Genomic DNA, 21402 nt, shown 5'->3' with positions numbered 1-21402 from the left:
TCATGTTTAATACGCACATAGAGTGCCTCATTGCTCAGCTCTACCAATAATAGCTTTTGTACCATAATCCTCATTAGATACGAAGTCTGCCTTCAGATTCATTTTGTTTAACATATAATTTACAGTCGACAAACCAATACCTGCTCCACCCTCATAAGAAGAGTTATTCATACCTGGGCCTCGGTCTGCAACGATGATTTGTTCTTGAGCTACATCAACCACAATGTGAGCATATTTCCCCTCTGCTGCATGTCGAAGAATATTCTGAAACAAATTATCCAGAACACGTGACATCCATTTTGGATCTGCATCCCAATAAAAAGTTTGCTCCGTCGGTAAAACGATTTCAAGCTGTATCTCTTTTTCTTCAAATACGGTATACCATGCAGCAACAGATGCTCTAACTAAACGTACAATATCTGTTGAAGCGGGTTCAAAAGGATATTTCTCTGATGTTAGCAACGTGTAGGAAAGCAAATCATCCATGAGTACGCCAACTCTTGTAATCGTATGATTCATTTCTGTTAACGAGTGTTGTTCTTCTAGACTTATGGTTTCTTTGTTTAATCTGGTGACATGTCCTCTCAAAATCGTCAGTGGCGTACGTAAATCGTGAGATAAATTGGCAATAAGTCGTTGGCGCAATAACTGCTCTTCATATTCTCGCTTACGACTGTCTTCAAGCTGTTCAATCATCCAATTAAACGAACTTCCTAACTGGTCTATTTCATCCATACGATCCATTTGAACAGATACTGGTGTAGGGAATGAATGATGATCTGCTGCAAATGACATGACTTCCTGTAAGCGTGTGAGACGATTACGAAGTCGGAAGAAGAACAGCCACGAAATGGCAACAAATGCGACAATAATAAAACCAAATAAAAAGAGCATAACGAATATTGGATTTAGAGTATTAAGCTCCTCACCATCGACAGAGAAATTAACGAACATAGAGAAGAATAACAGTAGCAGGGGAGGCGAAAAAATAAAGAGAAAATGTCCTCTTAGGTAATGGCGAAATAATGATCTATTCTGTTTCATTGTTTCACCCGATAACCTATTCCCTTCAGCGTTTCAATAATCTCCGGGGAATCTGGATTACGTTCCAGCTTTTGACGCAGTCGACGGATATGTACCATTAGTGTTTTATCGCCAGTTATGTATGCTTCTTGCCAAACTGCTTCATAGATTTGTTCTTTTGGTAATACTTGATTAGGATGCCGTAAGAAATACATTAAAATTTGATGCTGCCTTCCTGTCAATATAATTTCTTCCCCTGTGTCTTTGTTAAATACCATTCGGCCTGCTGGATCGACTTCAATATGGTTACCTAATGAAATTCGTTCAGAATATGTTGTCCCCCCTCGACGGATTAACACTCTTAACCTTGCAACTAATTCTTCCGTGTGGAATGGCTTAGTTAAATAGTCATCAGCAAATTGTAGACCATCTACCTTATCATTAATCGATGTTCGAGCGGATAACAATAGAATAGGAACAGCAGGAGCTGCCTTTTTTAATCGTTTTCCCACAGTAAATCCATCTAATCCGGGTAACATAATATCTAAAATAACGACTTCATGCTGACTCACTGCTTTTTCAGCTCCTTCACCAGTAAGTAGCCACTGAACTGCAAATCCTTGCTGTTCCAATTCTTCTTTTACCCAACTACCTATGTTCTTATTATCTTCAATATATAATATGCTTCTATTCTTCAAGTAACATCCCTCTCTCTATTTGGTGTCTACTTTATACAGATTAACATAATCACACTTAATTAGAATCCGTTTCCACCCGTCAGCAGCTTCATTCTTTTCTCCAAAGTCCTCCTGAACAAGGTACGAATCCGCAGTCTGCATAAAATGAATGATGTTTAGCATCATACGTTAACGTTACGATCTCAATTCCAATTCGTTCCGCTTCCTGGAGCAATCCTGTCACTAACGCTTGGCCAATACCCCTTCGTTGATATTGCGGGTGAACAATGATATCTTCCATATAACCATGTTGCAATCCCATGCCTGAAATATAACCAAAAGCGATTAACTCCTCCTGATCTCCTCGTAAACCTGCCCAAAAATTGCAACGTTCAAATAAAACGGGATAATCAGAGTAACGACCCTCCCAACCTACCAATTCTCTTAGCGCTGGGACTTCGTTAGGCTTGATGGGTAAATTAACAACGATTTCTTTACGCAATACTTCCCCCTCCTTAAACGTTGAATCTCAAAAGTTAAGTTGTTAATCTTCATCTAAACGAGCAGCCCAATTTTTAAAACAATCGAGTATTTCTTCAGTGTTGAGCGTACCACTTTTGAATCTATGAAAGTGTATCCATTATCATTAACTCTTCTTCGGTATTCGTATTATCTCACCATTCTAACTTTTCGGATCATGCTTTACCATCAAGCTTATATATTTTCACCGACGTTATATGATCACGCTAATATGTCGACAGAGAGTATATTTATTACAATTTATATGGATAAATATGCTTTTTATAAAGTACTTGGTTCGGGTAAATCCTCATTTCCCATGGACAAATGTGTAAATCATATAATGTATTAAAAACCAATGTATTTTAGAATTACTAACATAAAAAAAGGCATTCCTATTTAGGAACGCGCTTGGTTAGTATTTAGTCTTAACCATACAATTATTGATTAGCAGCTTCGGTTTTGGAAGTTAGCCTTTGAAGATATGTTTTGCTAGGACGATGTACTAGAACTACGATAAGCATAAACAAATGAATCAGAATGGAGAGCACCTCTTTCGAAGCAATTGCTTGAAGAAGAGTAACTATAAGCAAAATGATTGTTGTTTTATACAGCTTGCAGCTAATAAAAGTAACAGCTAACAGTGCGGGTATTAGCCTCACATAAATTTCCCCTTCTAGATACCCAAAAGTGGAATACAAATTTTCACTATTGACATCAAGGTACATAAATCGAGCATCTGCTTCTTTGATTTTAATCTGGAGTAACACCATCCAGTAAACCAAGAGTACTAATTTCAAACCTAGTAAACCTCGAACCACGTGTAACATTACAGGCATTTTCATACAGTCGACTTTCTCCAATCTCTTATGTATTAACAATTTTCCTTAATTATACTTTTTGATTAGTAGATAACATATTAGTCTTAAGTATGGATTTTACCAAGTTGTATTCATAAATGTGAATATAGATAAACTTGAAGTCGTGCATCTATTACCAACGATTGGATATTTCACGTCTTTGCTATCTAAACTCAAAGATGATCGTGAATTTTTATACTTTTAATAAAACAAAAGCAGACGATTGTCTAATCGCCTGCTTCTTGAATTTTGTGAATATGATGAAATCACTGACTCTCAATCCTTCACTTCTACTAATCGTTATCCATAAACTCGAAATACCCCGGTGCTCCAATTGAGACAGTCGTAAAATGGAAATACCTCTTCTCAAGCTCCTGATTCTCTTCACTCATCTCCAGAAACTCCGGATCTTTCAAGATGTCATCATTCATAATTCCTTCTCGCCAGAAGCTCAGTTCCAATGCTCGAATCGCAAAGGAAAATCCTGTCTTTGGATCATGATCTCCGACCGTGGGATAATCTTCCCTAAGGGAATAAATCAACACCTCAGCTTTCGCCTTGAATACATCCACCCCTTGAAACAAGCAAGGAACGTGAAACTCTCCCGAATACTGTGGATTGATCAGTTGAATAAATTTCACTCGACCATCGGCATCATATTCGAAATGTTCACGCATAAATAACATCTCGATATAGCTTGGATTCATGGGAATATCATCATCTGCTCTCCAATGATCCAATTTCTGAAATGTCTGCTCTACCTCTTCCCTACTCATTCCTAGTCGAAAAGGACCGATCCCAACAAGCGGCGTTATTGTGATTTCGTTCATTTACAAACTCCTTGTTATGATTCTATTGGTATCTAGTCAAGGTCTAAAGCTTCCCTTACGCTACAACTTAAATTGCGGCACTAGGGAAAACAGAAACTTGCTTCTCAAGAGCTCTACTCAAAGCCCGAATGATAAGCTCATGATCTCTACCTTCGTGCAGTCCGCTTAATGCAAGTGTTGCGACCCACTCATCATGTACTCGAATCGGGAAAGCTCCACCAGTTGGAATGTAGTGAGGTATATTCTCCATCTCTGTATTCCACTTCTTGTTTAAGACATGGTCAACGTGCATCCAAAGACTTGAGTGCCCGACTAACTTAGCCGCTCTACGTTTTCCCTCCATATAATTAATGTTCTTCCAAGCCTTGCTATCCATCATATATTGGAACAAGACAAGCTCGTCACTCTCTCTAATAATCGAAACAGCAATCTCACGATCGTATTCCTTAGCTAGTTCTGCAATGATATTTCCCAACTTTAAAGCCTCTGCAGCACCAAAATGGTCATATCGAAGCATCTCCTCTTGCTCCTTTAATACGTCTAAGCATTCTGGAGTGTACGACAGACCCGCACGGATGGTATCCAGAATTTCAGCACAGCGCAGAGAAGCGGTCAGTGACATGATATCACTTTCAGTCCGTCCATTCTTAAGACATTCTACGAAATGATGGATCTCACTGTAGAAATCATCAAACTCATAAGGAATGTCAACCTTCTCCGGTTCATAACCATCCCGAAGAACGAGCATTCTGACAGGCCGATGGAGATCCTCGACAACAATACTGCCACGTTCTCCCTGTAGCACAACTTTTCGTTCCTTTTGGCGATCAAATGCACACTCTAATTGCGCTTTGACATGACCTACATAGAGTTTCGCATCAATATAATAATCTATTGAATCCTTCTGAGATGCTGCCACAGTTTCTAGTTTAACACTCCCGCTGGAGAAATCTTCAATCCAACTTGCACAATACGTTCCAACATCTAACAATGAACCTCCAGGACCTGGCTGAACATGATATGTGTCCATTCCATCAGGCATTTGGTTACATAAACTCGCTTGTATAGAAGTGATCGTGCCAATTTCACCCGCTTCCACTCTTCGACGCAGATCTATGTACAGTGGCACAAAGCGTTGCTTCATAGCTTCCATAAATAGAACGTTTTTGCTTCTAGCCACTTCTACAATATCTTGCATTTCTTTCAGATTCAACGATGCAGGCTTTTCACACAACACAGCCTTTCCTGCATTCAACGCTTTAATTGCCCACTCATGATGCAAGTGATGAGGTAATGCGAGATAGATCGCATCCACATCGGGGTCTAACAACATCTCATCATGTGATACATATTGTCGATCTGTTGCGTATTTATCTGCAAAATCTTTTAACTTCGATTCACTGCGCCCACTAATAGCATATAGTTTACTGCTAGGTTCATGTTGTAGTGCCGTGGCAAAACGAGTTGCGATATACCCTGCGCCGAGAATTCCCCATCGTATCATCTGTAATCCCCCAATAATGTATATTTCATTCTTTGGTGTACGTTCAGCTTAATAAAGAATATAAGAATTGCATCTGCAAAAGCAAGCACAGTTCCTGTCAAAACAATCCCTCTTCTCATCTGTAACATTAACTTAAGTCAATGCAGACCACCTGAGTCACCATTACACTAATAATATTCGTACACTTCAAGGAGGTAGCTACAAGATGAAGAATGGATGGGAGATATCACCACATCGCCGTATAGTTGCGTTAACTATGGGATTGGCTTTACTGTTTATGGCTGTTGCTGCAGGCTTTGCATATGGTTATGTCCATAACCAATTACTTGTACAAGGCAATACAGAAAAAACAGTACAGAACCTATTCCTGCACAATAATCTTTATACAGCAGAAATAGTAGGTTGGATCATCGTTTGGTTATGTGACATTGTCGTCACCTGTACCTGCTATCTTTTCTTCAAGAAGCTGAATAAAAAACTAGCAGTCATATGCGCAAGTCTCCGTCTGGTTTACACACTCATACTTGGCTGGGCCGTAATGAATTTGATATTCATCATCCCACTGACCTCAAAAAATGTTCATGCATCAAGGGAAATTACAGTGTCGCACGGAGAACAAATAATGAGCTATTTGCAAAACTTTCAGGACATCTGGTCTGTAGGTTTGATTGTATTTGGTGGACATTTAATGGTTCTCGGGATTTTGGTTCTTAAGGCAGATGTGGCACCTAAGTGGATTGCGATCTTACTTCTGTTAGCGTCTGTTGGCTACTTCGTAATACATTCCCTTGAACTCGTCGGTCCAGCAGTTAAGAACGTTACAGACATAATTAATAGGATCATGGTTATACCTATGACTGTTGGAGAGTTGAGTTTCGCGCTTTGGTTAATATATAGAGGAAGTGAAAAAAGAACGAAAAGCAAGCCTTTAGCAAACTATTCTCATTCTTGATCCATTCTCTTTTTGATTCGGCTTAGTGATTCAGGGGTCATACCTAGATAGCTGGCTAATTGGTGTTGTGGCACCCGGTCGATTAACGTAGGCCGTTTGACCAAAAGAGACTTAAAACGTTCCTCTGGTGAAGAAGCAATAAACGCAGCAAAGTTCTCTTGAACCTCACTAAAACTCTGCTCGATCATCTGACGAGTCATGGATTCTAATTGGGTGTATTTCGAGTACATATCCTGTTCTGTCATAAGATCACCAACAACCAGGACGGAATCCTCAGCACACACAAAAGTACATTCGGAAGCTTTATCAAGCTTATGATGATTAAATAAAGCGATGGCCTGTTCTTCTGTATAAAAATTGGAGGTGAATTCTCTCCCAGCCATATCGATTGAATATTGCCTAACACATCCTCGTATAACAAAGAAGCATTTCGTAGGAATGTCACCTTGTTGAATAAGTACACTTCCTTTGTTGAACTCTTCTATTTGAATTTCATTTAGAATAGCTTCCTGTTGTTCGATGCTAAGCGAGGTGAGTCTACTCATATAATCTAAAAGTATATTTTTCATTTTATATACTAACCTCCTTTAACAAGCCTGTCATAACAACATAATCGTTCATTGTCATCTCATTCCATCGCTTTGGTAAATTGTTCATATAGAAAAAATACCAATGTTCATGGTAATATCGCTACTTGTGCATACATAACAACTGGGGGTTAATTTTATGAAGAAAAGATATACTAAACTCATCATTTGGGTTGCCGTTATACTGTCAATTGCCACAATTGTTGTACTCATTGATAATTATAACAGCAATAAAAACGCTGATATCAACTCACGTTATTATCAAGGTCTCGTTTCGAGAGTACAGAAGCTGGATCAGACACTGGATAAGATCAAAGAGTCAGAGGCAAACGGTAATGCTGTGCCGGAATTTGATGTGCTTCTTGATATTAATTTCGTAAATGACTTTTTCACTACTATAAAAGAACAGACAAGTGGTTTTCCTGATGTAAATGTTCTACGAAATGATTTTACATTATTCAGATTTGAATATGCCAATGTTGTGAGAAAACAGTTAGAAAGTAACCAACAAGATGCTGAGACACAATTAAAAGTAGCCCATCAGATCAAACTTTTTCTAGACGAATTACCTAGAGAATACGAGGATTCTACACAATTTTCGGATCAATTCAATACTGCAGCTCAGCATATCAAACCACTAACCCATCTTAACTTTTGATCATCATCCGTTCCCAACGTTTATAGGTAATATCGAATGAAATGCTTTGTAGGATCAGGTTATACATGATTTAAGCCGCGACTTGCGGTTTTTTTCTTATTTTTATTCACTCCACGAATCGTTTATAGTCCTGTTCATACGTTGCTTGACTCTCTTCATATGTAGGAACCTCAATGAACTCAATGTTTACTATTTGCTGTTGCCAAAAATCCGACGCCAGTTTCGAATTATATCTTTAATACTTTTTACATCCCAGTGTGCAGAACGTTTGGACATGACATTTATGTATATGGGTTTGTGACCTTTTTCATTAAACGGTGCAAAATGATTTACTTGATCTGCAAGATCTTCCTCATCTCGCGGATATATGTAGCTATAAACGACATCTTGGTGATTTTCAAGAAACGCATCAATTTCTTCGCAGAACGCTTGGTCTTCCACTCAATCAAGTTTATACCAATGCCTAACTTCCACATAGATTGTTTCCACTGTTGTTCACCAGTCTCCTCTATTCACTCATACGTTCACTGCATATATTAGCACATGTTCAATTTTCCATTTGACGTTTAGTTTAATGCAAACGCAAAAAGCCGCTGGATTTCAGCGGCATTCAAATTCAATGCAAATTATGATATTTTTCTAACAGCAAACCATAGCTCTACAAAGTTCAAACCATCCTTCTCACCCGTAATTTCGAACTCCAATCCCTCCACTTGTTCATACCCTGTAGTAGGAAGCCACTCTGAGTAAAATCGTTTGTATAACGTTTCAATCGTTTCATCGAATTGATCCCATGTAAAGAGATCGGATGAGAAAATTGCCCATGTATGAGCTGGAATCATTACGCTTGTGTATCCATCCATTTTACTTGTTTCATTTTTGAAGGCACATAACATGTATGGAAAGGTATCTTCTCCGGTTTTTTGATAACTACAGGCAGCGTGTACTTTATGATAATGCCCATTCAAGAAATCAGGATGGTCACCCGCATTCGCAGCGAGCCTCTCAACCTCCCCATTCTCGTGGCTCTGTTTCCATAAGTTCGCCGGAGTGTCTACTCCGTTTACTTGAAACACCTTCGCTACTCCGAATATTTGAAAGGCTTCTTTGGTTTCGATACGATAGTTCATAGCCGTCTCCCCTTTAATTGAAATAAGGAAGGATAACCGAGGATAGGCTTTGAGGGCAGTCCCTTCTTCACGTGCCATTGCTGGATTAACACCATGCAGTGATTGGAACGCCCTTGCGAATGAAACCGGTGATTCATAACCATACTTTAAGGCAATATCTACAACTTTTATTTTGCTATTCTGCAATTCAATGGCAGCGAGTGTAAGCCGTCTTCTTCTGATATATTCTGCTAGTGATACATTGGTAATGAATGAGAACATTCGCTGAAACTGATGCGAAGAACAACAAGCCTGCTCAGCGACTTCCTTCAGTTCAATCTCGCCACTCAAATTAACTTCAATGTAGTCCAATGCCCGATTCATCCTCATAAGCCAATCCATCTGATCCCTCCTCTTATTTCAAATTATAGGTGTATCTACGTTTCGCATCGCAACCATCTGTGCACAAAAAAGTTTCGTCAGTTAAACGTAGCTGCCATATTCGGTTGTTCAACATGCTGCCAATTGGTATTGTGCATCATCTCCGCCGCATCTCCTTGAAATGCCTTCATCGCTTCCTGATCATTGAGCAGACGATAGCTCATCCAAGCCGTCAAATACCCCCTGTGATTGCCACCATTCCCTTCAATCGCTGTATGCGCTGCCCCTTTTGCCATTCCCATCATCACAGGTGTGTTGCTGGCAGTATGTTGTAAAGCCAATTGATTCGTTGATACGGGTGAAATTAGAAAATCTCGTGTGCCACCCATGATGAAGAAAGGAACTGTAATTTGCGATGTATCGTATATATCTTCTGGATCACAATGCTTCAAGTCCGGGAGAGCGATAGATACAATCGTCTTAATCCGCGAGCCACTTGTATAGTTGGTATGCGCATTAATGACTCCCGTAGATCCTTGAGAATGTCCCGCTACTCCAACATGTTCAATTTGTATTTTCTCGTAAAATATACTTCCCAACCGTTCGTTTTCCTGTGTTAAATAATCAATCGCTTCTGCAATCTCTTGGCCTGTTCCTGTGGTCTTGCTATAGGAGTCGATGACAACAAATCCCCAGCTAGCAAGATGGGTTAAGAGTTCATTGTAATGATCAGGAGTAGCGCCTGTTCCATTCCCCCAAGAAATGATAGGATAGGATTCATCTTTTTGAAATTCTGGATAGTAGATTCGGTATACAGGGTCACCCATGGGACTCATAACTTCTTCTACCTGGACAAGATTACTGCCAGGCTGCGAATAATGCTGCTCAATGCTTCCCTCTGCAAGCTCTGGTACATTGGAGTGGATAATGATCTGCAAGAAAATGGTTGCTGGAACAGCAATGATTAGAATAATAGCTAACAACCAGACCATCCACTTTCGCTTTCTCTGAATGTTCATATACACGACCTCTGTATTTATTAATAGTTCACTTAAATATGTTCATGTTTTGTGTTACACCCTTTTAAAATATGAATACCATTAAACTAACAAGAGAAAAAACAAAGCTTATTTCAGCAGTGATAATAAGTAGGCAACTGAATGAGATTTTGTTAAGCCAATTTCTCGGGAGTGTAGTTCGAATCAGATATAAGTAAATTAATACCATAATTACAACCGGCGAATATTGAAGAATATCTATCCCATCTGTACTTGGCAATATAATAGTAAGCATATCTCTCGTTGTGTCATTCACAATCATAAGCGCATATACCAATCCAAATAATGCTGAAATTAAAAAATGAGATGCGACCTGAACTCGTTTTTGCCTAAGAAAATAAAAGCGTGGTTTACGGCACAATCCATTGTCCATGAATACATGTACCTCCTCAAATTTTAGAGAATGTAAAGTATCTATTTAAGCGGATATCTGATCTGAATGTTATGTACGGATTGTAATCCCTCGTAAAGTGCACGGTTATGGTCAGCGCCGACAATACATAAAATACGTGCATTGGCATTGTCTTTGATGGCATTTTTGATACGTTGCAGCATGAGTTCGTGCCTGCATTCCCATCTCACCGCATGTGAACTTGTATCCAATTGAGCGATCCACTCATACTTAAGCTTCGTGACATCATCAAACGCTTGATTATTAAAGGGGATTGTCCCTTGACTTGAAGCTGCAAGCTGTTTCTGCCACCAGTTCTCGAATTCATGTTCTAATTCTTCTTTTTGAGAATCGGTATAATTCCGCAGCGGATCAAAATCATTCCAGACATCCAGTTCAACCCAATCGACGGGAACAAATTTGTAGTTTTGCTCCTCGCAAAGTGGAAATATAAGATCATAATATTCGCTTGGAGGTTCTCCCCAGTACCCTCTTTCTATTGGATTTGTTGTGTATTTTTCAAAACTAGAAGGTAGTACCTCACCACATATGACGTCTGGTTTAAAATCCAAAATCAACTCCTTCAGGATATCCAGTGTTAAATGATGCTGAATTCGCAATGCATTATCGTGTACAACGCCTAAGATCCCTACAACTGTCATACATACATCCCCTTCAAATCATAGTATTTATGCCTTTTTTTCGTTTTACAGTAACAACATCCATACTTTGTATATCGTATCACATATATTATGTTATCTCTTAAATTAGGAGGTGAAGCAACAACATTTTCGAGATTATGAGTACACGCAGATTAGAAGTTTGACCAACTCTAGTTCTGTGCCGATTCAAGTTCATGAACAAGTCCTTAATACTCCACTAGTTCATGCTATGGACTGTAGAGATTGGGACAAACTCTTGTGCCATTGTATTTGATTATTCACGTCGAATTAAATCAAGAAAATAGGATGATAGATTGGAGGAATCATCATGGTACGTACGCTAGATGCCCGTACTTCGCTTGGATCAAACGGTGTTGCTCCACTTAACATTAATCTACCTGCCAATACACCTACGCTCGTTGGTATCCTCGGACTTAACATCGTCAATCCAGGACTATTAATCCGCACACAGTTTAATGGAACCTATCGCATCTCTGTGGCTAACTTGTCGTCGATCCCTTCTGCTGTTCGATTCGAAATCTATAGAGGCTCCACGAATACAGGAACACCGATCTACGTTGTCCAAAATCCGGTATTTCCTTCGGTAGGGAGCATTATAGCCAGCTTTGAAGGTTCGGATTACAATGTGCCTCCTCCTCCTTCAGGACAATTAATCTATTCATGTTATGTGACATTTGTTCCGGCATCACCTTCAGAAGTAGCTACGCGTGTAGGGCCGGAATGTTTCAATGCTGTCACATACAGTGATGACTAAATCCCAACTCTGATGAATTAGAAAGGAGGATGACTATGGTCAGAACGTTAGACGCACGGACATCTCAAGGTTCTAATGGACTGTACAGCCTAACTCCCAGCTTCACGAATGGTGTTCCGATCTTATTTGCTCAGGTTGCATTACAAGTTAATAATCCAGGTCCATTCGTGCGGACACTTTTCGCTGGAATAGTCGAACTTACTGCCAATGTGTTGCCTGTGAATGGGAATTTGGTTATCGAAGTATACCGAGGATTGGGTGCTTCGCAGCAATTGGTTTATCGTGCAGGCACTATAGTAGTGGCGGATCAATTTTTCAGCCCATGTGTATTCAGTTTTACCGGCTCTGAGTATAATGTGCCAACCGCGGGTAGTAGTCAGATCATCTATTCCGTATATGCTACGTTCAGCTATAATCCTTTGTATAATGTGAGCGGTATACGATTAGGTCCTGAGAGCTTTAATTCAACGCTCTACTCCGATGATTAGAATGTTCGCATCGACTCTGTAACTCCGTTTTAGTTAAACAATAAACAGCCAGACACCTGAACTATCCCTTCGTTGTAGTGGTTTATAAGCAATGGGGTTAGTTTTATAGGTTGAATGGCTGTTTTGTTGTTCGGTGAAGTAAAGGCTAGCTTCTCTTAAAAATTATTCTTTCAATTTAAATATTGATCAGAATCTGTAAATCACTTCACTCTTTGGGAGATAAAATATATCGTTCATTGAATATCGTTTACTACTCATCCATCTAAGTGTATGCTAAGATCACTTCCGATCTATCTTTCTGAGGAATAACAAGATTAGGAGTATTATCGCTACGTCAGGAGGCGAATATGAAAAGAAAAGGAAGATTTAAGAAAATGGTAATCTACATATTAAGTTTTCTACTCATGGTCATCGTTGGAGCTCTATTATTTATGCTACTTTACCCGAGCTTTGGCGGCAATCCATCTAAAGAACAAAAGGAAACCTATAAGCAGCTTGAAAATTATACAAACGGAAAATTTGTGAACGAAGTATCAGGCAAGTCTGACTTGGATTCCTGGAAAACCTTGTTCGAAGGTACAACAGATGGCGCGGCTCGGAAAGAGAAAAAGCCTTCCAGCCCACAACCCGTTGCAGAGATCGATTGGAATAAGGTTAACAACGATGAAGACAGCATCACTTGGTTGGGGCATTCCACATACCTGCTAAGTATGGATAACCGCAAAATGTTGGTAGACCCTATGTTGGAGTCGGTCGCGTCCCCTGTTTCATTTGTAGGTTCGAAGCGTTATCCGTATAGTACAGACATTTACAGCAACATTGTTTCTGAAATGCCCACCATCGATGCGGTATTAATCACACATGATCACTACGACCATTTAGATTACGCAACGGTTGTTGAACTGAAAGACAAGGTGTCACGCTTTATTGTTCCTCTTGGAGTTAGTGGTCATCTTGTACGTTGGGGAGTCCCTGCAAGTCAAATAACGGAATTAAACTGGTGGGACGAAATAGAATTCGAAGGAATGACCCTTGCGTTAGGGCCTGCCCGACATTTTTCTGGTAGAAGCTTGTTCAATATGAACAGTACGTTATGGGGAAGTTGGGTTATCTCAGGTACTGAGAATCGCTTGTTTATTAGCGGTGACGGAGGATATGGAGCACATTTCGAGGAGATTGGCCGCAAGTATGGACCTTTCGACTTAGCTGTTATTGAGGGCGGACAGTATGACAAGAAATGGTCTGATATTCATATGATTCCCGAACAATCTATTCAAGCTAGCCTGGATGTTAACACGACGAAAATGATGCTTAGTCACTGGGGCGCATTCACGCTAGCCAGTCATGACTGGAGAGATCCGATTCAACGAGCTATTAAGGCGGCAAAAGATAAAGACGTCGATATTGTCGTTCCTCAAATAGGCGAAACCCTCTCGATCTCAGCGCTTAAACCTGCGTTACCTGCCTGGTGGGATGACAATTCTGAAACTGAAGGTTAAGCAACCTTCAACATCATTATTCTTATAGGTTACACCCCATTGATTAGAACAATTCTATACCAATGGGGTGTTTACACTTGATGATCGTGTAAATTTACTTCATTCAGTTCATACCCGGTGTATTGTCTGGAGTCATTAGCTTAGAGTTTTTTTTCTTTCGTGGCTGCCCTCTCCATGAGAGGTATGTCCATATCCGTAGCATGTGTTCGACAGGGCCGCTACGAAACCTCTTGAGGTAAAGTGGACTGATCCACAATTGTAACCCATAGACTGCAAGCGCAATAAGCGCACCCACAAATACGCCAGCACGGCCAAAGAGACCTAGACCGTATCCATAAAAAATCATTGTGCAGATGACGCTCTGCATCAGGTAATTCGTTAGTGACAGACGACCCACGGCTTCGAACCTACTGAGCAGGTTCACACGGCTGCCGCTGGTATATAATATTGCAAAAGCGTAGATGTAGCCAAGTGCTAACAACGAGCCCCCAATGGCTTCCCCAATTCCAATCGCAAACCATTCTTGTTCCCTACCAAATTGGTGCATAAGTACACTATATGCTTTAAGAATTAAACCAATGGGTATGAGCAACTTAGCACGACGAAGGTAAACTTGTCGCATGGCTCGTGGATCGTCAAATGTACCAACTCTTGCGGCGTACATACCTAGAAGAAACATCGGGATGGTCATCAGTGGCGTAAATACCAGCAGTAGGAGGATCAACGCCGGATTCACTTCACCGCCTAAGGGATCAGCATGATTATTGAAATCCTTAATCTCTGCATAACTTCCACTTCCGAAAATTTCTTTACTCTGTAAGATATACGTTTCCATCTGAGGGGTTGAGTTGGCCAGCGGATTCATGGGATTCGAAGCTGGCAGACCACATAAACCGGCTGCAACCAGTAGCACAATCGCCCAGATTAGTAATGTCTTCGGCTTTCGATTGAGAAACATTAATAAGAAAAACCCAAGTATACCGTAAAACCCAAGGATATCTCCTTCCCAGACATAATTCATATGTAACAATCCGATAACGAACAAGAGCAGAAAGCGGCGAGACAGATGACACTTCGGTCGTAAATTCCGGGATTGAAGGCTTTCTGTCAATTTAATCATACCGAAGCCAAACATAAATGCAAAGATTGGCATGAAACTTCCCACCACAACAATCTTTAACAAGGAGTAGACCGCTATATCCACGCCTTCAACACCGAACAATTGAAGTTCATTCTGACCAAACATTCCATATTGGAAGACCAGCATATTCGCCATCAGAATGCCCGCCAGACTAAAACCACGCAATCCATCAATGAGCCTGATGCGCGTTGAAGAGGTATTCAATTGGTTTCCACCTACCTTTTTCCATATTAGCAAAAAAGTAATTTTAGCACATCTTATCTAACGTGTCTTCTCCCATTCCATACTGGAAACGCAAATAAGAAAAGGATGCTCCATAGCGTGATGCTAGGACACATCCTATTTATACGTTGAAATGCACTATATCTTTTCACTTTTTTGGAAAATAATTATTTACTCACCTAAAAAGATAACTTCTGTCTCCAATTGCACATTAAATTTGGCGTAAACTGTCTCTTTAATCAGGTTGATTAATTCTTGATAATCCTGAGCAGTAGCGTGATCCGCATTAATAATAAATCCCGCATGTTTCAATGAAATCTCCGCTCCACCTATACGAGTCCCCTGCAAATTACAGTCCTGAATGAGCTTTCCGACAAAATGACCCTCTGGACGTTTGAACACACTACCACAAGAAGGATATTCAAGAGGCTGCTTGGCTTCTCGCAACATAGTCAGTTCCTTCATTTTCGCAGCAATAGCTTCTTTATCACCCTTTTGCAGCTTAAAGGTCACTTCCAGAATAATGTATTCATCATTTTTAAAGATACTGTGACGATAGCTCAGCTTCATATCTTCGCGAGACATCGTCTTCCGCTGCCCATCTCGAGTAATGACATCTGCACTTTCGACCACATCATCCACCTGGCCACCATAAGCACCTGCATTCATGTAAATGGCGCCTCCTGTACTACCAGGGATCCCACATGCAAATTCTAGCCCGGTGAATCCATGATCTAATGCAGCCCGCGAGACATCGATAATATTAGCACCGCTTTGCGCAATAATTCTGTCCTCGTGTACTTTAATTTGATCAAAATGACTCAAAGACATGGTCACGCCCCGTATGCCCTTATCTTTTATGATTACATTCGATCCTTTTCCAATAATCGTGAGCGGGATCTGATGTGTGTTGGTAATTTGAACAACGTTTACGATTTCTTCTGCCTCTGTTGGATGGATAAGTGTATCCGCATACCCGCCTACTTTTACATAGGTGTGGTCTTTCAAGGGTTCATTTAATCTAAGCTTTTCATTAGGTATTACATTTTTAAAAATGTCCATATAACGTTCTCCCTACTACTGACTGGTTTTTTAAATGAAACTTTAAACATTCTTTGTACATGTATAACAGCAACTGTATTCCCTCATATTTCAGTATGAAATTTTATTGATAAATATACCGTGCTCATTACAATTCATATGAAGAAGTCCATTATTGAATCCACAGTTGCTTTAGCTCCAGCTACCAAAATAACACGATGCATGTAATTATGCTATAACTATAAACATCGTTTACATTCTGTAGTGGCATATCCATTATACAAAAATGTTTATAATACATAAAATAAAAATCTGATGATTGATTATTTCAGATGACGGTACCCTACCAAATAAAAAAAGCCGCATTGTGGCGGCTTGTAACATATAATGCTATTTGATTGCATCGTGTGACGGAAATACTACTTTACATTTCTTACAGATAACTAGCTCAATTACATCAGCAATATCTCCATTTTGCTCTTGAAGCACTTCGTACCCTGCATAATCCACTTCTATCGAATTACAATCTGGACATTCTAATAACACACTATTTCCTCCCTAATCATACTATAATAAACCATAATACTTGTTCTCATAGCGAATTAACTTTTCTATTATATCAGAAAGCAACATCTTATACTTTTATACGGAAGCAGTGAAAAAAAAACCCACTCATACATCATCATAAGCCACGCTAATTCAAGCATAACTATGTGATATACAAGCAGGTCAATCTTATAACCGTTTATTCAATACTATACTAATTCTTCAAAAGGAAATACGAACCCAATCCGTTATAGTGGAAAGATTCAAGTTATTTTTCAATGTGTCATCTACTTCATCAAATGTAGGTAGCTGATCGATGTTACTGCTTATCCATTGATAAAGCCCCTTAAGTCCTTCTGCATTTTGTGATCCTAACATTGGACTAATCGCTGCCTCAAAGTGTTCAAAAGGCAGGGAAACAAATTGAATCTCTTGACCCAGCACTTCGCTGAATTTCGCTGCGATTTCATTCCCCGTGTAGGCTTCGAGACCAGGAGCAGCGTAGATGCTTCCCGCTAATTCAGGATGAGTCAGTGCATACACATGATACTGCGCAGCATCATCTAAGCTGATCCAGCTTATTTTTTGATCTGCAGGCACTGGATAAGCCAATACTCCTTCGTTTAGCACGCCAGGGATCATGAAGTTCTCCAGATAAACAATAGGCTCTACAATGATGTAAGGCAGCCCACTTTTTTTAACATCTTCAATTAATTGCCGATTAAGCTCTACGGCTAGTGTATTTGTTGTATTATGTTGAGGGACAAACCCACCCGTGTTTACAACAAGCAATTCTACTTTTGCGTTAACCGCTGCTTCGATGGCATTATCGATATAAGTTTGAACTTTGGCTGAATCAAACTCAACGGGAATGTTTAAGAACACACGATCTACACCTTCGTGAGCCTTAGCCAGAACCTCAGTCTCTGCCATGTCGCCTATTACAGTCTCAATTCCTTTACTCTGTAGCAAATCTGCTCCTTCAGGGTTACGTGTAATGCTTCTTACCTTCTTGCCACTTGCAAGCAAACGATTGGCCACCGCTCCGCCTTGTGCTCCCGATGCGCCATATACTAAATAAAGATGATCTTGTTTCATTATGGTGAGTCCCCTTCGTGGTCAAATTAGCATTGAACCATTAGACTTTCTAATGATACTATCAATATAGCAAATCAGATTAGAACGCATAAGTACGCACATTTGAGATATTAAGTATCCCATAAGATACTTAAGGAGGGACAAATTGAAACAGCACGTTGACGCTTCTGATGACCGATGTCCAGTCGAGGCTAGTATTAATTTGATCGGTGGTAAGTGGAAAATCTTGATCTTATATCACTTGATCTCTGATAAGTCAAAACGATTCAATGAGCTTCAAAAAACACTTTCGACCATTACTCACCGAACACTAACACGACAATTGCGTGAGCTTGAGGAAGATCGACTGATCCGCCGGATCATTCATCCTGAGGTTCCACCCAAAGTTGAATACATGCTAACAGATACGGGCAGAAGTTTGGTGCCGATCCTAATGGAATTACAGAATTGGGGAACGAATTATTTACAAAACTCAGACGTAGATAAAGCGTAATGGTAGAATTTCTTTTCAGTTAAATATGTAGAACTGCTTAGTTCAATGATAAAGAGAAGGAAACCTGAATAAGGTTTACCTTCTCTTTTTACTTCACCTTTTCAAATCCGAAGACATTCTTCTAACCTTTCAATATCGCCTCGATCACCGTACTTACAGATTCGCAGGTACTCCCCATATACACGAGACCTTCCAATCTCTGTTTCCGCCCAATTTTGCCTATTGATCTCGACATTCTCATACATTGTGTCAAAAAGTGCCGGCATATAGTCAATGTCAGGATGAAGGTGCTTTTTCAACGTACGATATTGCCGTCCAGCGGCATGACTCTTACATACCATGAGTATCGAGCGAGTGTTGGAAAAATCGAATACTTCCTTAGCGAACAATACGTTCTCTAATGTATTAACGGACTTACTTTCTACATAAATGACGTCGGACGGGATGCCTGCCTCTATCAAATGCCGCCTAATTACATATGACTCTGGAACTTGGTTCTCTCTTTCCTGTTGAAGACTAACCCAACTGCACCTGCCTGTCACTACAATCTGTTTGCCTAAGCCTTTCCTATACGCAGAGATCGTTCTCGTCCAGTGGCCAGCATGTGTACCTCCAAAAACAAAAATGACATCACATGGAATATCCTCGTCAACGCTATGCATGAACACCGCTTCTGATATTCTATTGATCTGATCCTGAGTTAGGTTCGGAACTGCCGGCTCTTTCGCAATTTCACTATTCATGTTCATTTCGCCCCCCTTACTTTCAGATCAGGTTACTTATGAAATGCCCCTCAAATATACCATGTGATGCACATATAAACGGGAGACTTTTGCTATACCAATACCTAGAGTAAAGAGATCAGAGTTCCGCCAATTGCGCCTGTCACCACGATCAGCCATGGTGGCAACTTCCAGTAAACTAACATGCTGAATAATATGGCTGCAAACGCAAAATCAAGCGGGTTCAGAATCGTACTTGTCCATATGGGCTGATAAAATGCAGAGATTAAGAGGCCGACTACCGCTGCGTTTACGCCCATAAAAGCCGACTTGGCTTTGGGATTACGACGCACTACATCCCAGAAAGGAAGGGTTCCTACAATTAATAAGAAGGCAGGTAGGAAAATTGCAAAGGTTGCTAATACACCTCCACCCCATCCATACATCACTGCACCTAGATAAGAAGCAAATGTAAATAACGGTCCGGGAACGGCTTGAGTTGCCCCATATCCTGCGAGAAATGCCTCTTCGCTGAGCCAGCCTGTGGATACAAATTCATGTTCAAGTAAGGGTAGGACCACGTGTCCTCCACCAAATACGAGAGAGCCAGAACGGTAGAAGCTGTCAAACATCGCGATCCATTGCATGGAAGTTATTTCTCTTAGAATAGGAAGTAGAATTAATAAGCCTATAAATGACACTAAACAGAGCACGGCAACACTTCGTTTAACCGGAAAACGAACCTGATCATCTGAATCCACTTCATGTTGAATATGATCCCGGTATAACAGGAAACCCATAATTGCCGCGCCAACAATCATTACGACTTGAGAATATGCGGTTTGCCACAATAATGTAATGACCATAGCGAGTAAGGCAATGGCTTTCCTTCTTAGATCCGGAGTTAGTTTCTGAGCCATTCCTATGATCGCGTGTGCAACGACAGCGACAGCAACAATTTTCAACCCATGAATCCAACCGGCACCGCTCACATCCACACCTTGGAGAATTAAGGCAAATAGAATTAACACAAAGACAGAAGGTAAAGTGAAACCAAGAAATGAAACAATGCCTCCCAACACGCCAGCTCGCATTACCCCCATCCCTATCCCCACTTGGCTACTGGCAGGCCCGGGCAAGAATTGGCACAAGGCAACGAGGTCAGCATAACTCTTTTCATCCATCCATTTTCGTTTTCGGACGTATTCTTCATGAAAGTAACCTAAGTGAGCAACAGGCCCACCAAATGACGTAAAACCTAACTTCGTCGATACCCATAAAATCTCAAGTAATGATGTAAATAAACCTCGCTCGTTCATGGTTGTTCTATGCACTTCTCTCTATACTTATTTCATGTCTATATGGGATGCTAACATATACCGATAAGCGCTCTCAACACATCTTCAAAAAAATTACAATACGATAACATTTCTTATACAAGGTAATGGATTTCAAGAAAAAACATAGAAAAAAAACAGCCATTCCGATGTTGGAACGACTGTACTGTGTATTCCGTTTAAGCTCCTGTTACTAGAACAACTTATACCAGTATAACGTGGTTTCAATATTAGGAGTATAGGACTGCTTAAGTGTGTCAACTCCACCGAGTATGAATCCTTGTTTCACATAAAATCGGCATGCTCCAAGATTATCGTCTTGTGCTTCTAAGGACAGGCCTATAAGTTTTCTTTCTTTTGCCCACTCTTCTGCTTGATTTAAGAGCAACTTTCCAACTCCACTGCCTCTATAATCTTTTTTAGTAGCAATGTTTTCAATATAACAAAAGCGATTCCAATCCTTAATAATTCTAATTTGTCCTATGCAAGTATTGTTCATATAAGCTAAAAACAAAGCTTTATCGTCTTGGTTTATATATTGGCTCCAATCAAGTTTCTCATCTGGAAAACGTGTTTCTCTGGCTTCGTCAAAAAGAACTTCTGTATAAGACCATTTTCCTGATTGGAAACTGGGGACAACTCTACCATATAACTCAAAATAATCATTTGTCGTATTGATATCCTCTATTAAGTCATTATTTAGTGGTGAAATAATGATGTTATTTTCACGACTCAATATTACACACTTCCTTTTATGAGGTATTGAAAATAGTTTATTTAAGGATGATGAAACCGACCTTATTCAACATTACTGCCCTCGAAATGAATA

The 21402-nt window shown here is 40.1% G+C and carries 22 protein-coding genes; 6 read left to right on the top strand and 16 right to left on the bottom strand.

Going from position 1 to position 21402, the window contains the following annotated elements; all coding sequences use genetic code 11:
- Positions 1 to 27: 27 nt before the first annotated feature.
- From MH215_RS17215 to MH215_RS17190, 6 genes are all read right to left on the bottom strand, one after another.
- On the bottom strand, positions 28 to 1044 hold the full coding sequence (locus MH215_RS17215) for a HAMP domain-containing sensor histidine kinase (RefSeq protein ID WP_239291725.1): 1017 nt from the start codon (positions 1042 to 1044) through the stop codon (positions 28 to 30).
- Positions 1041 to 1721, bottom strand: coding sequence for a response regulator transcription factor (locus tag MH215_RS17210; protein WP_239291724.1), 681 nt, complete (start codon positions 1719 to 1721; stop codon positions 1041 to 1043). The genes MH215_RS17215 and MH215_RS17210 overlap by 4 nt, the downstream gene beginning before the upstream one ends.
- Before the next feature lie 88 nt (positions 1722 to 1809).
- Entirely contained in the window at positions 1810 to 2202 is a 393-nt protein-coding gene (locus MH215_RS17205) for a GNAT family N-acetyltransferase (protein ID WP_239291722.1), read from the bottom strand.
- Positions 2203 to 2659: 457 nt separating this feature from the next.
- The gene (locus tag MH215_RS17200; RefSeq protein ID WP_239291720.1) at positions 2660 to 3064 is read right to left on the bottom strand and encodes a hypothetical protein; all 405 of its coding nucleotides are present in this window, start codon (positions 3062 to 3064) and stop codon (positions 2660 to 2662) included.
- A gap of 308 nt (positions 3065 to 3372) precedes the next feature.
- The gene (locus MH215_RS17195; RefSeq protein ID WP_239291718.1) at positions 3373 to 3909 is read right to left on the bottom strand and encodes a hypothetical protein; all 537 of its coding nucleotides are present in this window, start codon (positions 3907 to 3909) and stop codon (positions 3373 to 3375) included.
- Positions 3910 to 3976: 67 nt separating this feature from the next.
- Positions 3977 to 5413 (bottom strand): Gfo/Idh/MocA family oxidoreductase, encoded by a 1437-nt coding sequence (locus MH215_RS17190; RefSeq protein ID WP_239291716.1) that lies wholly within the window; start codon positions 5411 to 5413, stop codon positions 3977 to 3979.
- 205 nt (positions 5414 to 5618) lie between these two features.
- Between MH215_RS17190 and MH215_RS17185 the strand changes: the two genes are divergently transcribed.
- Positions 5619 to 6365 (top strand): DUF4386 domain-containing protein, encoded by a 747-nt coding sequence (locus tag MH215_RS17185; RefSeq protein ID WP_239291714.1) that lies wholly within the window; start codon positions 5619 to 5621, stop codon positions 6363 to 6365.
- On the opposite strand, the gene MH215_RS17180 is transcribed toward MH215_RS17185, so the two are convergent.
- Positions 6356 to 6934 (bottom strand): Crp/Fnr family transcriptional regulator, encoded by a 579-nt coding sequence (locus MH215_RS17180; protein WP_239291712.1) that lies wholly within the window; start codon positions 6932 to 6934, stop codon positions 6356 to 6358. The two genes, MH215_RS17185 and MH215_RS17180, sit on opposite strands and share 10 nt — an antisense overlap.
- A 157-nt stretch (positions 6935 to 7091) precedes the next feature.
- Here MH215_RS17180 and MH215_RS17175 point away from each other — a divergent pair, with 157 nt between their 5' ends.
- The gene (locus MH215_RS17175; protein ID WP_239291710.1) at positions 7092 to 7610 is read left to right on the top strand and encodes a hypothetical protein; all 519 of its coding nucleotides are present in this window, start codon (positions 7092 to 7094) and stop codon (positions 7608 to 7610) included.
- A gap of 626 nt (positions 7611 to 8236) precedes the next feature.
- On the opposite strand, the gene MH215_RS17170 is transcribed toward MH215_RS17175, so the two are convergent.
- From MH215_RS17170 to MH215_RS17160, 3 genes are all read right to left on the bottom strand, one after another.
- Positions 8237 to 9121 carry an AraC family transcriptional regulator gene (locus tag MH215_RS17170; protein ID WP_239291708.1) on the bottom strand — a complete coding sequence of 295 codons (885 nt, stop codon included), beginning with the start codon at positions 9119 to 9121 and terminating at the stop codon, positions 8237 to 8239.
- A gap of 77 nt (positions 9122 to 9198) precedes the next feature.
- Positions 9199 to 10119: a poly(ethylene terephthalate) hydrolase family protein gene (locus MH215_RS17165; protein WP_239291706.1), complete on the bottom strand. Its 921-nt coding sequence runs from the start codon at positions 10117 to 10119 to the stop codon at positions 9199 to 9201.
- Positions 10120 to 10572: 453 nt separating this feature from the next.
- Positions 10573 to 11211, bottom strand: a complete 639-nt coding sequence (locus tag MH215_RS17160) for a hypothetical protein (protein ID WP_239291705.1) — start codon at positions 11209 to 11211, stop codon at positions 10573 to 10575.
- A gap of 328 nt (positions 11212 to 11539) precedes the next feature.
- Here MH215_RS17160 and MH215_RS17155 point away from each other — a divergent pair, with 328 nt between their 5' ends.
- The 3 genes from MH215_RS17155 (at position 11540) to MH215_RS17145 (ending at position 13973) form a co-directional block, all read left to right on the top strand.
- Positions 11540 to 11986 carry a hypothetical protein gene (locus tag MH215_RS17155; protein WP_239291704.1) on the top strand — a complete coding sequence of 149 codons (447 nt, stop codon included), beginning with the start codon at positions 11540 to 11542 and terminating at the stop codon, positions 11984 to 11986.
- Between the two features lie 35 nt (positions 11987 to 12021).
- Positions 12022 to 12474: a hypothetical protein gene (locus MH215_RS17150; RefSeq protein WP_239291703.1), complete on the top strand. Its 453-nt coding sequence runs from the start codon at positions 12022 to 12024 to the stop codon at positions 12472 to 12474.
- Between the two features lie 347 nt (positions 12475 to 12821).
- Positions 12822 to 13973, top strand: coding sequence for an MBL fold metallo-hydrolase (locus tag MH215_RS17145; RefSeq protein ID WP_239291702.1), 1152 nt, complete (start codon positions 12822 to 12824; stop codon positions 13971 to 13973).
- A 103-nt stretch (positions 13974 to 14076) separates the two neighbouring features.
- On the opposite strand, the gene MH215_RS17140 is transcribed toward MH215_RS17145, so the two are convergent.
- The 3 genes from MH215_RS17140 to MH215_RS17130 form a co-directional block, all read right to left on the bottom strand.
- Positions 14077 to 15318: a DUF418 domain-containing protein gene (locus tag MH215_RS17140; RefSeq protein WP_239291701.1), complete on the bottom strand. Its 1242-nt coding sequence runs from the start codon at positions 15316 to 15318 to the stop codon at positions 14077 to 14079.
- Positions 15319 to 15507: 189 nt separating this feature from the next.
- Positions 15508 to 16398: a UDP-N-acetylmuramate dehydrogenase gene (gene murB / locus MH215_RS17135; RefSeq protein ID WP_239291700.1), complete on the bottom strand. Its 891-nt coding sequence runs from the start codon at positions 16396 to 16398 to the stop codon at positions 15508 to 15510.
- Between the two features lie 747 nt (positions 16399 to 17145).
- Positions 17146 to 18021, bottom strand: a complete 876-nt coding sequence (locus tag MH215_RS17130; RefSeq protein WP_239291699.1) for an NmrA family NAD(P)-binding protein — start codon at positions 18019 to 18021, stop codon at positions 17146 to 17148.
- A 145-nt stretch (positions 18022 to 18166) separates the two neighbouring features.
- Here MH215_RS17130 and MH215_RS17125 point away from each other — a divergent pair, with 145 nt between their 5' ends.
- Positions 18167 to 18514, top strand: coding sequence for a winged helix-turn-helix transcriptional regulator (locus tag MH215_RS17125; protein WP_239291697.1), 348 nt, complete (start codon positions 18167 to 18169; stop codon positions 18512 to 18514).
- A gap of 101 nt (positions 18515 to 18615) precedes the next feature.
- On the opposite strand, the gene MH215_RS17120 is transcribed toward MH215_RS17125, so the two are convergent.
- From MH215_RS17120 to MH215_RS17110, 3 genes are all read right to left on the bottom strand, one after another.
- Positions 18616 to 19257, bottom strand: coding sequence for a YdcF family protein (locus MH215_RS17120; protein ID WP_239291695.1), 642 nt, complete (start codon positions 19255 to 19257; stop codon positions 18616 to 18618).
- Between the two features lie 104 nt (positions 19258 to 19361).
- Positions 19362 to 20555: a chromate transporter gene (locus MH215_RS17115; protein WP_239291693.1), complete on the bottom strand. Its 1194-nt coding sequence runs from the start codon at positions 20553 to 20555 to the stop codon at positions 19362 to 19364.
- 211 nt (positions 20556 to 20766) lie between these two features.
- Complete coding sequence (locus MH215_RS17110) at positions 20767 to 21309, bottom strand: GNAT family N-acetyltransferase (RefSeq protein WP_239291691.1); 543 nt, start codon at positions 21307 to 21309, stop codon at positions 20767 to 20769.
- Positions 21310 to 21402: the final 93 nt, after the last annotated feature.

Source organism: Paenibacillus sp. ACRSA (assembly GCF_022346845.1).
Lineage (GTDB): Bacteria > Bacillota > Bacilli > Paenibacillales > Paenibacillaceae > Paenibacillus.
The sequence above is the reverse complement of the archived record's forward strand: the minus strand, read 5'-3'. Positions and strand labels throughout refer to the sequence as shown.

Coding starts and splice junctions, on each gene's coding strand:
- MH215_RS17215 (WP_239291725.1), bottom strand. CDS start 1,044: ATGAAACAGAATAGATCATTATTTCGCCATTACCTAAGAGGACATTTT.
- MH215_RS17190 (WP_239291716.1), bottom strand. CDS start 5,413: ATGATACGATGGGGAATTCTCGGCGCAGGGTATATCGCAACTCGTTTT.
- MH215_RS17200 (WP_239291720.1), bottom strand. CDS start 3,064: ATGAAAATGCCTGTAATGTTACACGTGGTTCGAGGTTTACTAGGTTTG.
- MH215_RS17180 (WP_239291712.1), bottom strand. CDS start 6,934: ATGAAAAATATACTTTTAGATTATATGAGTAGACTCACCTCGCTTAGC.
- MH215_RS17145 (WP_239291702.1), top strand. CDS start 12,822: ATGAAAAGAAAAGGAAGATTTAAGAAAATGGTAATCTACATATTAAGT.
- MH215_RS17130 (WP_239291699.1), bottom strand. CDS start 18,021: ATGAAACAAGATCATCTTTATTTAGTATATGGCGCATCGGGAGCACAA.
- MH215_RS17115 (WP_239291693.1), bottom strand. CDS start 20,555: ATGAACGAGCGAGGTTTATTTACATCATTACTTGAGATTTTATGGGTA.
- MH215_RS17170 (WP_239291708.1), bottom strand. CDS start 9,121: ATGGATTGGCTTATGAGGATGAATCGGGCATTGGACTACATTGAAGTT.
- MH215_RS17195 (WP_239291718.1), bottom strand. CDS start 3,909: ATGAACGAAATCACAATAACGCCGCTTGTTGGGATCGGTCCTTTTCGA.
- MH215_RS17150 (WP_239291703.1), top strand. CDS start 12,022: ATGGTCAGAACGTTAGACGCACGGACATCTCAAGGTTCTAATGGACTG.
- MH215_RS17175 (WP_239291710.1), top strand. CDS start 7,092: ATGAAGAAAAGATATACTAAACTCATCATTTGGGTTGCCGTTATACTG.
- murB (WP_239291700.1), bottom strand. CDS start 16,398: ATGGACATTTTTAAAAATGTAATACCTAATGAAAAGCTTAGATTAAAT.
- MH215_RS17165 (WP_239291706.1), bottom strand. CDS start 10,119: ATGAACATTCAGAGAAAGCGAAAGTGGATGGTCTGGTTGTTAGCTATT.
- MH215_RS17185 (WP_239291714.1), top strand. CDS start 5,619: ATGAAGAATGGATGGGAGATATCACCACATCGCCGTATAGTTGCGTTA.
- MH215_RS17155 (WP_239291704.1), top strand. CDS start 11,540: ATGGTACGTACGCTAGATGCCCGTACTTCGCTTGGATCAAACGGTGTT.
- MH215_RS17160 (WP_239291705.1), bottom strand. CDS start 11,211: ATGACAGTTGTAGGGATCTTAGGCGTTGTACACGATAATGCATTGCGA.
- MH215_RS17120 (WP_239291695.1), bottom strand. CDS start 19,257: ATGAATAGTGAAATTGCGAAAGAGCCGGCAGTTCCGAACCTAACTCAG.